General features: G+C 67.2%; 11 protein-coding genes and 3 pseudogenes. 7 read left to right on the top strand and 7 right to left on the bottom strand.

The annotated features are described in order from the left end of the window. The first annotated feature begins 164 nt into the window (after positions 1-164). The 4 genes from ACZ7LV_RS32400 (at position 165) to ACZ7LV_RS32385 (ending at position 3663) form a co-directional block, all read left to right on the top strand. Positions 165-1349, top strand: a complete 1185-nt coding sequence (locus ACZ7LV_RS32400; RefSeq protein ID WP_471944624.1) for an IS701 family transposase — start codon at positions 165-167, stop codon at positions 1347-1349. A 466-nt stretch (positions 1350-1815) separates the two neighbouring features. Continuing rightward, a complete protein-coding gene (locus ACZ7LV_RS32395) occupies positions 1816-2022 on the top strand; it encodes a DUF6417 family protein (protein ID WP_471944622.1) in 207 nt (68 codons plus the stop codon). Positions 2023-2292: 270 nt separating this feature from the next. Beyond that, positions 2293-2940: an HNH endonuclease family protein gene (locus ACZ7LV_RS32390; protein WP_471944621.1), complete on the top strand. Its 648-nt coding sequence runs from the start codon at positions 2293-2295 to the stop codon at positions 2938-2940. 159 nt (positions 2941-3099) lie between these two features. Then, the gene (locus ACZ7LV_RS32385) at positions 3100-3663 is read left to right on the top strand and encodes an IS1096 element passenger TnpR family protein (protein WP_471944620.1); all 564 of its coding nucleotides are present in this window, start codon (positions 3100-3102) and stop codon (positions 3661-3663) included. A gap of 301 nt (positions 3664-3964) precedes the next feature. Here the strand turns inward: ACZ7LV_RS32385 and ACZ7LV_RS32380 are convergent. The 4 genes and pseudogenes from ACZ7LV_RS32380 to ACZ7LV_RS32365 form a co-directional block, all read right to left on the bottom strand. Then, a protein-coding gene (locus tag ACZ7LV_RS32380) for an IS3 family transposase (protein WP_471944618.1) occupies positions 3965-5127 on the bottom strand; the annotation gives its coding sequence in 2 pieces (ribosomal slippage) (positions 3965-4840 and positions 4843-5127; 1161 coding nt in all). 729 nt (positions 5128-5856) lie between these two features. Further along, positions 5857-6358 (bottom strand): annotated as a pseudogene (locus ACZ7LV_RS32375) (DUF2637 domain-containing protein); the annotation flags it as partial. Beyond that, complete coding sequence (locus ACZ7LV_RS32370; protein WP_471944641.1) at positions 6298-6897, bottom strand: alpha/beta fold hydrolase; 600 nt, start codon at positions 6895-6897, stop codon at positions 6298-6300. The gene ACZ7LV_RS32370 and the pseudogene ACZ7LV_RS32375, both read right to left, overlap by 61 nt. Positions 6898-7483: 586 nt before the next feature. After that, positions 7484-8567, bottom strand: a pseudogene (locus tag ACZ7LV_RS32365) (IS630 family transposase). A gap of 89 nt (positions 8568-8656) precedes the next feature. On the opposite strand from ACZ7LV_RS32365, the gene ACZ7LV_RS32360 reads away from it, so the two are divergent. Then, positions 8657-8947 carry a helix-turn-helix domain-containing protein gene (locus ACZ7LV_RS32360; RefSeq protein WP_471944616.1) on the top strand — a complete coding sequence of 97 codons (291 nt, stop codon included), beginning with the start codon at positions 8657-8659 and terminating at the stop codon, positions 8945-8947. 28 nt (positions 8948-8975) lie between these two features. Here the strand turns inward: ACZ7LV_RS32360 and ACZ7LV_RS32355 are convergent. Next, a pseudogene (locus ACZ7LV_RS32355) lies at positions 8976-9071 on the bottom strand (IS5/IS1182 family transposase); the annotation flags it as partial. A gap of 336 nt (positions 9072-9407) precedes the next feature. On the opposite strand from ACZ7LV_RS32355, the gene ACZ7LV_RS32350 reads away from it, so the two are divergent. Continuing rightward, positions 9408-13136, top strand: coding sequence for a S8 family serine peptidase (locus tag ACZ7LV_RS32350; RefSeq protein WP_471944614.1), 3729 nt, complete (start codon positions 9408-9410; stop codon positions 13134-13136). Between the two features lie 432 nt (positions 13137-13568). Here ACZ7LV_RS32350 and ACZ7LV_RS32345 read toward each other — a convergent pair whose 3' ends face one another. Then, entirely contained in the window at positions 13569-14024 is a 456-nt protein-coding gene (locus ACZ7LV_RS32345) for a hypothetical protein (protein ID WP_471944612.1), read from the bottom strand. 510 nt (positions 14025-14534) lie between these two features. Here ACZ7LV_RS32345 and ACZ7LV_RS32340 point away from each other — a divergent pair. After that, complete coding sequence (locus ACZ7LV_RS32340; RefSeq protein ID WP_471944611.1) at positions 14535-15218, top strand: transposase; 684 nt, start codon at positions 14535-14537, stop codon at positions 15216-15218. A 17-nt stretch (positions 15219-15235) separates the two neighbouring features. Here the strand turns inward: ACZ7LV_RS32340 and ACZ7LV_RS32335 are convergent, their stop codons facing one another. Beyond that, positions 15236-15667 (bottom strand): hypothetical protein, encoded by a 432-nt coding sequence (locus ACZ7LV_RS32335; RefSeq protein WP_471944609.1) that lies wholly within the window; start codon positions 15665-15667, stop codon positions 15236-15238. Between the last annotated feature and the right edge of the window lie 80 nt (positions 15668-15747).

Raw genomic sequence — 15747 nt, 5'->3', positions numbered from 1 at the left:
AGAACGACTCCAGCCGATCCCACTCCGCGTTCGTCAGATCTCCACGTCCCATGCAGTCAGCCTGCCCCCAACACCCCACTCACGGCAGGAGATCCAAGAAACAGTGCCTAATACTGCAACGGTGCTTGCCGTGACTGATGGCCAGGTTGCTCGTTGGTCTGGTTATGGGTGGGGACCTTGCTGATGTCAGGTTGTGGGCGGGTGAACTCGCGGCGGTGCACGAGCGGTTTGTGCACCGGTTCAACAGGTCAGAGCCGAGGGAGTCGGCGCTGGCCTATATGCGGGGGCTGGTCGCCCCGCTGGAGCGGAAGAACGGCTGGACGCTGGCGGAGGAGGCCGGCCATGCCGGTCCCGATCGCATTCATCGGCTGCTGAACCGGATCGAGTGGAATGCTGATGAGGTCCTGGACGACGTGCGTGGCTACGTCGTGGAACACCTCGGTGACCGTGGAGCCGTTCTGATCGTCGACGACACCGGATTCCTGAAGAAGGGTGTCCGCTCGGCCGGTGTCCAGCGGCAGTACTCGGGCACCACGGGCCGCACCGAGAACTCCCAGATCGGAGTCTTCCTCGCCTACGCCACAGGCCGCGGGCGCACGCTGATCGACCGGCGGCTGTATCTGCCCACGTCATGGACGGACGACCGCGAGCGATGCAGGCGGGCAGGCATCGACGACGGCGTCGCCTTCGAGACGAAAGTGGCCATGGCGAAGGCGATGGTCCGCCGGGCCATCGCCGACAAAATCCCGTTCGGCTGGGTGACCGCGGACTCCGCCTACGGCTTCAGCAAGGGCTGGCGGTTCGAGCTGGAGCAGGCGGATGTCTTCCACGTCATGGCCACCACTCGGCACGACACCGTCGTCACCCGCTGGTCCATCGACCACCCCGTCCATGACCTGTTTCCCCACCTGCCGCGGCAGAAGTGGAAACGCCGTTCGTGCGGCGATGGGGCACATGGCCGGCGGATCTACGACTGGGCCCGTGTCGAGGTCCGTCCCTGGCACCGCGGGGACCGCCGGCACTGGGTGATCGCCCGTCGCAGCATCAGCCGGCCCGAGGAGATCTCCTACTACATCGCCTACTGCCCTGCCGAGACCACGCTGGACGAGCTGATCCGCATCGCCGGCAGCCGATGGGCCGTCGAGGAATGCTTCCAGACCGCGAAGCAGGAATGCGGCCTCGACGACTACCAGGTTCGCCGCTATCCCGGCTGGCACCGCCACATGACCCTGGCCATGGCCGCCCACGCCTGCCTCACCGTCCTGCGAGCCCGCCAGCTGGACCAGGAAAGAGCAGAAACGGATCCTCCCAGCTCATCCACTACAGCCTCGCCGAAATTCGACGGATGATCACCCGCCTCACGGACCGCCGGGCCACCCCGGTCAGCCACATTCTGCACTGGTCACACTGGCGACGACGACGCCAACACCAGGCCCGTGTCAGCCACTACAAACGACGCGGACACAGTCCATGACATCTGCCCAGCACTCAGAACAAGCACCGTTGCAGTACTAAGGCTTCTCGTCGGGCTCGGGCCTGTGCCTGGTGCTGGAGTGGTCCAGGGACAGCCTGGGCGTCCTGAGTGTTGTCTCCGGTTCGGCCTCTGTGGGCCGGTGTGGTGGCAGCGGCGGTGCGCTGTGATGACGCGAGGTGGGCACCCTAGAGGGTGCCCGCCTCTTGGCTGGTGCTGCTGTTTTCGTTGTCGCCTTGATGCGTGGCTGCCGTTGGGCCGTTCACCCCCAGGCTGCTGTTGATGGCCTTCCGCGCGGCCTATTCCAGGCGTGACCTGCAGGCTTGCGGGCACGTTGCCCTGGCATGGACGACTACGATGCCTTCGATGTGGACGCGGCGGACTTCTCGACTACGGAGCACACAGCGCACCGGCTTGCCTTGCTCACGCTTGACGAAGCTCACGATTTGTTGGGTCTGCTGCTGACCGTGGCGCAGGAGGACGGGCCGGTCTCACGGGAGGCGGACCGGCTGGCGCGGGAGATCGCCGCTCGTATCCCTTCGGAGAACTGAGCGCGCGGATCGACGCGGTCCGAGGGGTGCGGCTGAACTCCCTACGGTGGTGGGCAGGCCTGGGCGCACACCGGCGGTGCTGCCATGCAATGGTTTGCTCCTGACCAGGTGCTGCCGCCGCTTCTCGCGGCGCGAATGCGTGCCGGGCAGCGGCCATCGCCGTGCGCGGCGGTGGGAATCCACTCGTTGTGGTGGCGGTATGTACCTCACACGTGTGGTGGTTGCCCGGCTGGCGCATGACCTGGCCTGGAGGCTGGACATTCACCCGGCGTGAAGAATGCAACCCGCCTGCTCGTGGCAGGCTTTCTGGCGGCCGGATGTCTTGCCGCCACGACCCCGGCGCACGCTGAGGAAACTCTTCCCCTGCAAACTGCGGTGGCTGCGCTGCCGGTGGCCGATGAGGACCGCACAGGATACGACCGGGACCTGTTCAGGCACTGGATCGATGCGGATCACGATGGCTGTTCCACGCGTGCGGAGGTCCTGATCGAGGAAGCGTCCACCGCGCCCGAGGTGAGTGGCCGTTGCACGCTGGCCGGGGGGCAGTGGTACTCCTGGTATGACGATCAGTACGTCGACGGTGCGCGCGGCCTGGACATCGATCATCTCGTGCCGCTGGCGGAGGCGTGGGACTCGGGGGCTTCCGGCTGGAGCAGCCAGCGGCGGGAGCAGTTCGCCAATGACCTCGGTGACGAGCGAGCCCTCGTCGCAGTGACGGCGCGGTCCAACCGTCAGAAGGCCGATCAGGATCCGGCGCAGTGGCTGCCGCAGGCGGCGGTGGTGTGCCGGTACGTCGCCGACTGGACAGCCGTGAAGCACCGCTGGGCGCTTGCCGCGGACCCGGTCGAGCAGGAGACACTCGCCGCCCTGGCGGCCGACTGTCCGAACGTCCCGGTCTCCTTCACGCCCGTGTACTGACACGCCAATGGTCGGCTCATCGGGTGAAACACGGGTGACTGTGCCTTGTTCCGGACGGGCCACGTCCTGGACGGCCACGGCCTCTTCTTGACCGATGGAGTGTTCGACGCCACACCTGGCTGTCATGGTCGCTAGCCTCGGTGCGGGCTTGGAGGCTTGGTGCATGAGGGGCTGGTGATCGTGGCTCGTACCTGGCTGTCCGTCCGGGTGGAGTTGGTTTCTGGGCGCGGCGGGGATCTTTGGCCGCGCCCGGGCCGGGTTTTCGCAGCGGCGCGATCGCATTCTTTCGCCGAGTTCGCCACGGCCATCGATCTTGCCTTCGGCCGGTGGGACCTTGCGCACCTGCACCTGTTCACGTTGTCCGACGGCACCCGGGTCAGCCCTTTGGACTGGTGGGACGGCGAGGCGCCGGACGGCACCGTGGATGGCCATGCCAGCAAGCTGAGCAGGCTGCAGGCCGGCGAGCAGTTCGCCTATGTCTTCGACATGGGTGATGACTGGGCTCACTTGTGCACGGTGGGGGAAAAGCGCATCGATCCTCTCGACGTAGTCGGCGAGGAACCTGACGGGCCGGTTCCCTACTGGGGCTGGGGCAGCCTTCCGGACCAGTACGCGCGCTGCTGGGACGGGGACGACGGGGAGTCGCCGGTGCCGAGGCGCCCTGCCCGCGGGCTCAGCGACCTGCCTCCGATTCTTCCGCGGTGGGGTGAGGGCCGGGGGTAGCGCTTCTGTTGCCCACCGAAGTGGGCCGCCGGTGAGCAGTTGAATGGCCTCGAGGGGGAGTTGATGTGGCCGTAGGTGGGGAAGTCCAGCGGTCGCTGACGTGGCGTATCCGGTGACGAGAGGGTGCGCCTGTCTCGGATGCTCCGTCGTGGCCACCCGGTTGCTGGTCGGCCCCCGGTTGTGGTTCCTCACTGCCTGGTGTGGGTGGGTGGGTGGGTGGTGGAGTGCTTGCCAGCGGCGTTCGAAGTCGTGGGCTTGTTTGGTGAGGTGGGTCTGCTGCAGGTTCGGGTGACAGGTGCGGTCACGCGGCCTGGAGGGCCGGTGTAGTCATGACGGTCTCGAATTCGATGGGGGTCAGTCGGCCGAGTGCGGCTTGTCTGCGGCGTCGGTGATAGGTCCGCTCGATCCAGGTCACGACCGCAATCCGGAGTTCCTCGCGGGTGGTCCAGGTCCGGCGGTCGAGGACGTTCTTCTGCAGCAGGCTGAAGAAGGACTCCATGGCCGCGTTGTCGCCGGCCGCCCCGACTCTCCCTATCGAGCCGGCCATCCGGTGGCGGTCGAGTGCCCGGACGAATTTCCGGGAGCGGAACTGCGATCCGCGATCGCTGTGCAGGATGCATCCGTCGACCTGTTCGCGCCGGGCCACGGCGTTCTCCAGAGCGGTCACGGCCAGGCGGGACTTCATCCGCGCATCGATGGAGTAGCCCACGATCCTGTTGCTGAAAACGTCCTTGATCGCGCAGACGTACAACTTGCCTTCGCCGGTGGCGTGTTCGGTGATGTCGGCGAGCCACAGCCGGTTCGGCCCGTCCGCGGTGAAGTCGCGGCGGACCAGGTCGTCGTGCACCGGCGGTCCGGCCTTCTTGACTCTCCCGCGCTTCTTGCCGAACACGCTCCACCAGCGGTTGTCCCGGCAGATCCGCCACGCGGTGCGGTCCGCCATCCGAGCCCCGGCACCGCGGGCTTCATCGGCCAGGAAGCGGTAGCCGAATTCCGGGTCGTCGCGGTGGGCGTCGAAGAGTGCTTTCGAGCGGTATGCCTCCTCCAGCACGGTGACGGTCACCGGCTTGTCGAGCCAGCGGTAGTAAGGCTGTCTGGCGAGCTTCAGGACCCGGCACGTGACCGCGACGGGCGTCCCGTCCGCGGCCAGCTCTTTCACGAGCGGGTAGATCCTTTTCCCGGCAGATGGGCCTGCGACAGATAGGCCGCTGCCCGGCGCAGGACCTCGTTCTCCTGCTCCAGCAGCTTGATCCGCCGCCGAGCCTCCCGCAGCTCCGCGCTGTCCTGGCTGGTCACTCCAGGCTTGGTCCCGTCATCGATGTCCGCCCGGCGCATCCACTTCCACAACGTCATCGGATGGACCCCGAAGTCGGTGGCCACCTGCTCCACTGTCACGCCCGGGCCGCGGTTCCTCGCGACCCGCACGACGTCCTGACGGAACTCTTCGGGATAAGGCTTGGGCACAGCGACATCCTTCCCACCTGCCCTGCAAGGCAAGCCAGTTCAGATGTCACCCGATCGTGCGGCAGACCCGGTGTTGGGTGGTGATGGGTTTGTTGTATTGGCCTGTGATGCCGTGGTGGGCGCATTCGCGGGCTATGGCGTCGAGTGGGGGGTTTGCGCTGTGGGCGCGTTGCTCGGCCCATAGGTTGTAGAGGCGGTAGGCCAGGAGGTAGCGGCGCAGGGTGGCGGGGTTGACGGGTTGCTGGTGGCGGCCGTGTATGCCTTGGTGGGCGAGGTAGGTGGACAGTTCTTTGCCGGTGGGTTCGTTGCCGTGTTGGTCCTGGTATTGCATCCATGCCAGGTAGTAGCGGTCCACTGTGCTCAGCGCGGCCGGTTTCATCGCTGGGTTCTGCCGGTCCGGCGGGGGGCCGGGGGCGCGGCTGCGGGGGTGGTGCTGTGTCGCGGCTGCCGGTGTGGTCGTGTTGTCGGGCGATGGCTGTGGCTTCTTCTGCGGTGATGTCTGTGTGAGGGCAGGCAGTTCGCTGTCGGGGGCTGGGGTGGGGGATGGCGCGTGCGGTTTGTGAGCCGCTTGGTGTCTGGTGTTGTGGGCCGGTTCGTGGTGGGTGCTCGTTCTGGTCGGGGAGCTGGAGGTGCTGGGCGGCGGCATGGTGTGTGGCTGTGTGTGTGCGTGCTGGTGGGTGGGTGCGTGTGGTGTGGTCTGTCGCGGGCGGGTGAGGCCGGGTCCGGCTTGCGGCATGGCTGCCGGTTGGATGCTCGCTGCCGCCAGGCCCGCCGGGGCGGTGTCGGCGAGGGGGATGCCGTAGCGGGCCAGGCGCAGCGGCATCAGGGCCTCGACGGGGGCTTTGCGGCGCCAGGCGCGGCCGTAGCGGGAGCGCAGGCGGGCCTGGTAGACGAGGCGCTCCTGCTCCAGCTTGATCACCTGGTCGTAGGAGCGGAGCTCCCACTGTTTCATGCGGCGCCAGAGCAGGAAGGTCGGCATCGGGGAGAGCAGCCAGCGGGTGAGGCGGACGTTCTCCATGTGTGTGCCGGCGGTGATGTCCGCGATCCGGCCGGTGGCGTGCCGGGCGGCTTCGACCGTGACGACGAACAGGATTGGGATGATGCCGTGCATGCCGACGCCGAGCGGGTCGGGCCAGGCCGCTGCGCCGTTGAAGGCGATCGTCGCCGCCGTCAGCAGCCAGGCCGTCTGGCGCAGCAGCGGGAAGGGGATGCGGATCCAGGTGAGGAGCAGGCGTTGCCGGCGCGAATCGCGTCTGGGGTGTCGTAGGCAGCTCCGTAGACCGTGCGGTCCTCCTCAGTGTAGGACTCCGGACTGCCTGAGTAGTGATCGATGATCCAGTCCGAGATCGGGCGGAAGCGGCCAGCGATGACCTGCTCCGGGAGGTCCTTGACCATGTTGAAGGCCAACCACCACTGCAGCCCGTCCTGGCCAGGCTTGGGGAGCATCGGGATGCTGTAAAGGGCCTCGTTGGGGTGAACGGTCTCCCACAGGGCCAACTTGTCTGTCGCTTCGGGGTGGTTGACAGCGTAGCTGTAACCGACCATGCCGCCGATGTCCTCGCCACAGATGTGGGCCTTGGCGTAACCGAGCGAGCGCACCAGCTCGTAGACGTCACGAGCCATCGTCTTCTTGTCGTAGCCCGACTCTGGCTTGTCCGATTCGCCCATGCCGCGGATATCTACGGCGACCACACGGAAGCGCTGAGCCAGCTTCGGCATGACCTTGCGGTACTGCCACCACGTACGTGGCCAGCCGGGGAGCAGGACCATCAGGTCCCCTCCCTCAGGGCCGCCGATGACGTAGTGCAGCCGCGTCCCGTTGACATCGGCGTGAGCGTGCTCGAAGCCGCTCAGTGTGGGGGAACCGCTTGTACTCAGGGCGAGACTGTCCTTTGTCATGCGATAACTGCGATACGCCCGGCCGTGCGTGCAGGCCAAGGGATTTGAACTGTGCAGACGGACCGAGGGCGCACGACCAGCAGATCAGCTCACGATCACGATGATCAAGACCGGTGTGAGTTACTTACCTTCCGTAAGCTGAAACTCGATCGCGCCTTCACCGAATCCCGCGTCGACCGAGCCTGCACCTGCACTCACCAGCTCTGACGACGGCCACCACGGCACCGGCCTGCTCATCCCTCACGGCGAACGATGCGGTCAGACACACCTCAGAAGTAGACAAGAGGTGGAGAGCGTCAAACTGCCCAAGCGGAACACGCACGTACCGGCCAAAGAACCTCGAAGTTCCTGCTCGACTGCCGACTGAAAGGCAGCGTCGTCCACCAAGCCGTGCCGTACCGCCCATCTACACCACATGGCCCTCCCTGGATGGGCCAGAGCCCACGCAAGACAACCTCTACTGACGTTGTTGCCGTGATGTCGTCAAGGTGAGCCCTGTTTCAGCAAGGCATCCGTCGATGAGGTTGCTGCGGTACTGGATCTGGCCGAGACCGTGTCGGAGCGTGCTGATGAGGTGGTCTGGGTCGGTGAAGGCGGTTTTCACCTGGCTGCTGCGCCGCAGCAGGGACCAGAGGCCCTCGACGGGGTTGAGGTCCGGTGCATAGGCCGGCAGAAAGTAGCAGGTGATCCAGTCATGGGTGTCGATGAACTCCCGCATTCGACGGTTCTTGTGGACGTTGAGGTTGTCCCACACGAGCACAATGGGTGCGCCGAGCTGCTGGTGCGCGGCGATGAGCAAGTCGCGGTAGTCGGTCCAGGTGAAACTGCGTCTGCCGCCCCGCTTGTGATCGACATGCCGCTTGGGCCGGTAGATCAGCCGCGAGCGTTCACCCTGCTTGTAGCAGGCCAGAGCAGCGACGGAGAAGCGGCGCTGGGAGCGTCCCCTCACCCGGATGACGGTTGTGCGTCCGCGCCGGGCCCAGGTCCGTGCGGTGGGCGGCGTCATCGAGAACCCGGCTTCGTCTTCAAAGCACAGCCAGGCGTCGAGCGCCGCCACGGACCTTCCACCTACGGCCAGGTCTCCTTCACCCAGCCGGCCACGGCCGCCTCGTCGCGCTTGACAGCTCGGCGTGCCGGGACCTGGTGGCTGGAGCCGTGCCGGTGCAGCATCTTCGCGATCGCCGACAGCGTCATGCTCTTGTGGAACCGCCGCCCGATCAGCGTCTTGATCCGCCCCAGCGTCCACGTCTGGTCCGGCCAGCCGTGCGCTACCGGCCCCTTGGCGAGCTCCTGCTCGAGCACGATGAACAAGGCCTCACTCACCTTGGGTCGTGACACCGCCCGGCAGACCGCAGCCCCTGCGTGCCGGCGTCGTGCCAGGCTCGGCGCCAGCGCTGCACCGAGCGCACACTCACCCGTAAGTCCTTGGCGACCTCGACGTTGGAGGCACCCGCAGCAAACCGCTCTGCGGCCTCCAGCCGGATCCGCTCGCGAAACGCCTGCCGTTCAGGCGTCAGCCCACCACCCTGCGGATATCTCACACAACTGGCATACCGCGACGATCACACATCGTCAGCCCCCAACGACATCACGTCGAAAAGGTCAGTAACGCTTCGCCGAGGTAGGCCCGTTGTGGCATGAACGGCACCAGGCGAGACGGGGGTCCAGGCCACGGCAGCGGGTCGTCGGCGCCGGTGCGAAGCACTGGCTGGTCTTCGTCGACCGGCTCCTGGCCACGCTCGTCCACCTCTGCCGCAGGGCCAATCACGGCGTGCTGTGCTGCCGGTTCGGCGTCGACTGCTCCACGGTCAGCCAGGCGATCGGCGAGGTGCGGCCCTGCTCGCCGGGTGAGGCTGCACAGCCGCCACCGGCGGTCCGGCTTCGCACCCTTGCCGAGGACATTGTCCAGCTCGTCCGGTAGATCCGGGCAGGGCCGATCCGGTGCGCTATTTCCACGCGATGGCTTCCAAGGTTCGACGATGGTCTGCCCACCGCCCACCATGCACCGGATCAGCCGGCATCAACGGCCTGATTCGACCCCACATCGCATCAGTGATCACCAACCGACCGGGTACGCCGATCACCGACAACCGGCTCAAAGAGACGCGCTCTAGTCGTGCATCGGTCTGCGGAACCGTGAGGGTGATCCTGGGTATTCCTTCAATCACCCTGCGAATGCCACGATGTGACACCACAACACACCGCAACGGGCTGGGAGTGACACCGCATCACATGTCTCAGCTGAACATGACAGCGAACCTTCCCCAGCAGGGCTTCCGAGCACCACATCCGACGTGAGAAGGTCTCATTCTCCTTCAGTAGGCCGCCCTCACATGTGATGTGACGGGCGTGTGCCCTTCCACGTGGACCAAGGATCACCCATGCACGCATCGCTCAGACGCTGGGGTGTGTCGGCTTATGTCGGCGCTCTCATCTTGTCACTGACGCAACCCATCGCCGCGGCCTCGGCGGACCAACCCCGTGCCCACGCGTCTACCGCAACTGGTGCCATTACCCAACTGCCCTCTGGCAAGCACACTGTCACGCTCGTTACCGGCGACGTCGTGACCACGCGCCGCTCCGGAGCAGCGGAGGGCACGGTGCAGGTCCGTGGCGCCGCCGGTGGGCCGGCACAAGCGCGTGTCATGGAGGCAGGCGGCGACCTGTACGTCTACCCTGACGCCGCGATGCCCTATGTGGCGGCCGACTTGCTGGATCAGCGTTTGTTCAATGTCACCGATCTCATCGCGCAAGGGTATGACAATGCCTGCAGCGATCGACTGCCGTTGATCGTGTCGTATCGTAGTGAGGCCGCAGCGCGCGGCGGCGGCACCGGCCTCCCGCCCGGGACCGCGCGCGTTCGGGCCCTGGACAGTATCCGGGGCGCAGCTGTGACCGAGGAGCGTGACCGGGCCGGTGACTTCTGGCAGGCCGTCACTGGTGACGGGCCGGGTTCGCGGTCGGCGGCGAACGAGGGTCTCGCGGACGGTCTGCCCGCATTCCGCGGAGGAATCGAGCGTATCTGGCTTGACGGGGTCGTCGAGGCTGAACTTCTCGAAAGCACTGCGCAGATCGGTGCGCCTGAGGCATGGGCAGCCGGCGCGACCGGTGCGGGCGTGAGGGTGGCGGTCCTGGACACGGGTGTGGACACGGAGCATCCCGACCTCGTGGACCGGGTCGCGGAGGCCCGGAGCTTCGTGCCTGGCGAGGATGTGACCGACCGCAACGGGCATGGAACCCACGTCGCCTCCATCGTGGCCGGAACGGGGGCCGCCTCCAGCGGCCGGGAGCGGGGGGTGGCCCCTGGCGCCGAACTCCACGTAGGCAAGGTGCTGGCCGACGAGGGGGTCGGCCAGGACTCGTGGGTCGTGGCCGGGATGGAGTGGGCTGCCCGGGAGGCACGGGCAGACGTGATCAACATGAGTCTCGGTTCCGGTGCCGCGTCCGACGGCAGCGACCCGCTCAGCACGGCGGTCGAGCGGCTGACCGCCGAGACCGGCGCGCTGTTCGTCGTCGCCGCGGGCAACACTGGTGCGCCGATGTCCATCGGCGGCCCGGGAGCGGCGGAATCCGCTCTGACGGTGGCGGCCGTGGACTCGTCAGACAGCCTGGCCCACTTCTCCAGCCAGGGCCCGCGGGTCGGTGACGGTGGCGTCAAGCCAGAGATCAGCGCGCCCGGCGTCGACGTGCTCGCCGCGCGCTCCCGCCACGCGTCCGGCGAGGGTACGTATCAGACGATGTCGGGCACTTCGATGGCGACCCCGCACGTCTCCGGTGCGGCGGCCATCGTGGCCGCGAGAAGCCGTGACCTGACACATAGTCAACTCAAGGATCTACTGGTCAGCAGATCCAAGCGGACTCCTGCGCACACCGTCTTCGAGGGCGGTAGTGGCCGGGTCGACATACCAGCGGCCCTCCGCGAGGGGGTGTTCGCCTCTGCCACGGCCTTCACCGGACGGGTCACTGCGGACGAGGGAGCGGGGACGGTGAGGCGTCCGGTGACCTACACCAACACAGGGGACGCCCCGATTGCTTTGCGACTCTCGGTCGAGGCACCGAACACGCCGCCGGGTATGTTCCGGCTGTCCACGGACCAGCTGGTGGTGCCCGCCCATGGCACAGCCCGCGCCACCGTCACGATCGACACATCCCGGGCTGCGGCCGGGACACGCCATTCCGGTCAGATACTGGCCGCCGACCCGCGCGGCCGGGCGTGGGCGCACACCGCGGTCGGCGTCGGCGACCTGGCGCACCGGCTGACGCTCGTCCTCAAGGACGCCGACGGCAAGCCGATGCCCGGCGTGGTTGAGGTGCTCAGGTCCGGCTTCGATCTGCCTGACTTCTTCATCGTCGACGAGTCCGGCACTGCGAGCGGGTTCCTTCCCGAGGACGACTACTCCGTACTGGCCTTCAAGGCTGTCGAAGGGGTGCACGGAGCTCGGTCCCAAGGACTGGCGCTGCTCGGAGACCCCGAGGTGCGCCTGGACCACCCCACCACCGTGGCGCTCGACGCTCGTAAGGTGCGGCGGGTCGACATGACGACGCCGTTGGAGAGCCGCGTCACCCACCAGCGCGTGGAGTACTACCGATCGTGGGGCGATCGGTCCTGGCGCTCGACGCGTGAATCCCTCGTCGGCTTCGACAGCGTGTGGGCTGCGCCCACCGCACACCGCGTCATGCGAGGTGACTTTCACTTCACGGCGCGCTGGCGCAAGGAGCAGCCCGCGCTGACCGTAGCCACCCACAGGGACGACTTCACCGACGTCCTGCGCCAGGAGTACGTCACGCCCTTGCCCGAGGGACGCCACCGGCTGCCTCTCGTCGCGGCTGGTAAGGGTACGGACACGGACTACGCGGGCCGCGACGTCCGCGGCAAGGCCGTGGTGGTGCGCCGCGCGACGGAGGTGGGTGATCTGGCGCAGGCGGCAGCGGCCGTGCGCGCGGGCGCCGGATTGCTGCTGGTCGTCAACGACGAGCCGGGGCGGGCCGTGCGGCCGTATGGCACCGGCTCCACGGAGCTGGCCCCGATCGACGTGGGCCTGCTCAGCCCGGACGAGGGGGACGAGCTGCTGCGGCAGGCCGCAGCCCGCGGCGCATCGGTCACCGTCAGTTCGCAGCCGCTAAGCCCTTATGTCTACGACCTGGTGCAGACCTGGCACAACGAGATTCCCGAACGGCTCGTCGTCGCGGGTGGCTCACACAACATGGCGCGGGTTGACGTCTCGTTCACGAACACTGCTGCCCCGGGGGACTTCGGCGGCGAGTGGCGCTTCGACCGACCCGCGTACTCCGACTGGGGCCTCGGTGTACCAGTGAATCGGCCCATGACCGGCGAGCGGATCGACTACGTGTCTACCGGTCAGGGCTACAAGTGGGGGCAGGAGGCATTCCTCCAGACGCTCCACGAGACAGGGCCACAGCTCAGCTACCGTCCCGGCAGCCGATACACCGACGCGTGGTTCGGGCCCCTGCAGCGCCCACGCCTCAACGACAACTACCGCATGCCCGGCCGCAGTGGTGACCGGCTGATTCTGGATGTGCCCGCCTGGGGCAGCTCCGACCACGTCGGCTCGTCCGTGTCGGGATACGACGAGCAGTCGCTCGCCCTCCACCAGGGCGGCACTCTTCTCACCCAGGGCTGGCACTTGATCACGGCAACAGCGCCCGGCGCGCAGCGGTTGCCATACCGGCTGGTCGTGAACGGGATTCGATCCGCCGGTCACGCGAGCCCGTACTCCACCGCCACGCACACGGAGTGGATGTTCACCTCGGCAGCGTCAGCGGCTGGACAAACAGACACTCTGCCGCTCATCCAGCTCGACTACGACGTGATGACCGACAGCGAGGGCCGGGCTGGTCGGCACGCAGTCGTGACGGTGTCCGCCGCCCATCTGGCAGGCGCGAAAGGCGCCGGCACACTGCGTCCCGTCACAGCGGAGGTTTCCTACGACGACGGCCGCACCTGGCGCCAGGTCACGAGCGGTCGGAATGGACGGTTCACCCTCTCCGCACCGCGGCAGGCCGACTTCGTCGCACTTCGCGCGTCGGCCCGGGACTCCGCGGGCAACACCGTCACTCAGGAGGTGACACGGGCGTTCGGTCTGCGCTGAGTCATATACGTGCGGGCCGCGTCGTAGCGCGGCCTGCACATCCGAGAGGAGCCCGACACCCGCTGAGCGCCCGATCGCGTGGATGCTGCCAGCCGATCGACGCTCCGCACTGTCGGTCCTTCAGACACGGGAGATGCCCAGGGGCGAGTCCGCGTCCGATGCGCGGCGATGTCTGCCGTGTCCGGGTAGGTGGAGGTCGGCGAGGCCCTCCTCCGCGCGTGGGCCGCGGTGGCGGCCCGCCTTGCGAGGTCCCGTGGTGGACGTCACGCGGTGTACGACCGCGGACAAAGTGGTCTTGAACATCTTGGGCTCCGGGTTGTGCTTGTCGGCATCGGTGGTGCTGAGTACCTGGGACCATGCCGGTGTCGCGTGGACGGCACGGATGCGGCGTGACACCGGCATGGTTTCTGGGCGAAGCAGCCGGGATACCGCTCAGCCCTCGTGGATGTTGAGGTCCTTGTCATCAAGGGTCCGGTCGAGGTACCAGGCGTGGACGTCATGCCGGTCGGCCTTGACAACGATGACGACCCACTTGCCTTCGATCCAGCGGAAATAGCGGTGGCCGTCGTAGCGGTAGTGGTGACGGTCGCGGTCGCTCCAGTACCAGGAGCCGTCGTGTCCGCGATCCCAACGGCGCTCCCAGCGCCACCGGTCGTCGCCGTCGTGACGCTTGCCGTCCTTGTCGTAGCGCTGATCGTCGCGCTCGTCACGCTGGACCTCCCGGTCGTGGCGTCCGCTCTCGCGGTCCGCAGCGACAGCCACATCGTTCCGATGCTCCGAGGTGGGAAGCGAGGTCGCGGACGCGGTGCCGGCAGTACCGACCAGGGCGATGCCAGCCACCGCTGCCGAGGTGGTGGCCGTCGCAATGCGCCGAATCATCTTATTCATGTCTGTATGTCTCCTTTGATGTCCGCCGATGGGCGGGGGGTGACGGCTATGGGGGTGTGGTCCGAGCGTCAGGCGCGGCGTCCTGAGTGTTCGGGAGTCGTCGCGGGCGGCGATGGTTCACCGCTGCGGCATCTCGCCAGCTGCCATACCTTGAACCTAGCAGATCATTGATGAGATTCAATCATTTAGACGGTGTGACGATTTCCGCACGGGAATCAAGTAGGGACAGGTCAGGGACGCGCGCAATCCGAGGAGAGATCACTGCGCCTCCCATCAAGATCCACGGCCACGCCTCACCAGGCAGTCGATCCCTTTCAGGCCCAAAATCGAGGATGGGACCGGGGTTGCAGCACTCACCCGACCCGACGACACCGAGGCGGGCTGGCGACGCTTCACGAGGTCTGACAGTGAGGATGTGCGAGGCATCGCTCGGGGGTCTGACTCTGGGTCTGACTGGCGCTCGTCCTCTCCCGCCGCGCGAGCGGAACACCGAAGAGCCGCAACGGGATCGTGGAAGCCATCCGTGCGCTGCGCGTGGTCCGCAAGAGTGCGGTCAAGGCCCGCACACAGACCATCAACCAGATCCGCTCTCTGATGGTCACCGCACCCTCTGCCCTGCGGGAGAAACTGCGGGGACTGCCCACCGCCCTGCTGATCGACACCCTCGCCCGGACCCGGCCCACCGGTGACCTCACCGACCCCGCCTCTGCGGCCAAGACAGCCCTGCGCCGCCTCGCCCGCCGCTACCAGGCCCTGCAACAGGAGATCATAGAAGCTGACGCCGATCTCGCTCCCCTGGTGACCCGGGCGGCCCCGAGCCTCGTCGCCCTGCCCGGGGTGGGCATCGAGACGGCCGGCCAGCTGCTGATCACCGCCGGAGACAACCCCGACCGGCTCCGATCCGAAGCGTCCTTCGCGCACCTGTGCGCGGCCGCCCCGATCCCTGCTTCTTCAGGCCGCACCAACCGTCACCGCATCAACCGCGGCGGAGACCGGCACGCCAACAGCGCCCTCTACACCATGGTCCTGGTCCGCATGCAATGCGACCCACGGACCAGGGACTACGTCGCCAGACGCACCGCCGAAGGCATGTCGACCAAGGACGTCATGCGGTGCCTGAAGAGCTTCGTTGCCCGCGAGGTCTACAGACACCTCAGAACCACCGGCGTCCCGGCGCCGACGCCGGCGGTGTGAACGAGGCGGTCAGGGCTTCACTGGCCAGTGCGCAGGTCAGGCCAAGGATGCCCATCTGGCGAAGTGCTGGCTGGGCGGCCCGCCCGGACGAAGTCGTGGTAATCGTCCTGCACGACGCCCTGGTTGACCCACCGCCCGCGAACCGCTCCCGTTGCCTCCTCGGCAAGCAGCAGCGCGTTCTGCGGGTCCTCAGCCGTGCACAGGAGTTGGCCGAACTCTTCTTCCTCGGCATCCTGATCGAACGGCGGGAACACGTCCAGGTCCAGGAAGCCCTCGTGCCCGACATCTTCGACGGCATGGACGTAGACCTCGTACGACGTCTTCGCCGCCCGGACCTCGGCATACCTCACACCGGGGCGCTCGGGCGAGCCGACCGGCCCGAGGAACTGCTCGACCGAACGGCCCCGCCTCAAGGCCCCCACGATGAAGGGCTCCGCCAAGTAGCGCACCTGTGCACAGTACGACCCAGCCACGACAGCCAACCAGCTTGACGATCTATAGGAGCTTCAAGGCGCAAGCGCAGGGAGGC

This window comes from Streptomyces sp. NPDC107562, assembly GCF_055657325.1.
This window is presented reverse-complemented; position numbering and strand designations above follow the sequence as displayed.

Coding starts and splice junctions, on each gene's coding strand:
- ACZ7LV_RS32370 (WP_471944641.1), bottom strand. CDS start 6,897: ATGGTCCTGCTCCCCGGCTGGCCACGTACGTGGTGGCAGTACCGCAAG.
- ACZ7LV_RS32395 (WP_471944622.1), top strand. CDS start 1,816: ATGGACGACTACGATGCCTTCGATGTGGACGCGGCGGACTTCTCGACT.
- ACZ7LV_RS32345 (WP_471944612.1), bottom strand. CDS start 14,024: ATGAATAAGATGATTCGGCGCATTGCGACGGCCACCACCTCGGCAGCG.
- ACZ7LV_RS32400 (WP_471944624.1), top strand. CDS start 165: ATGGGTGGGGACCTTGCTGATGTCAGGTTGTGGGCGGGTGAACTCGCG.
- ACZ7LV_RS32350 (WP_471944614.1), top strand. CDS start 9,408: ATGCACGCATCGCTCAGACGCTGGGGTGTGTCGGCTTATGTCGGCGCT.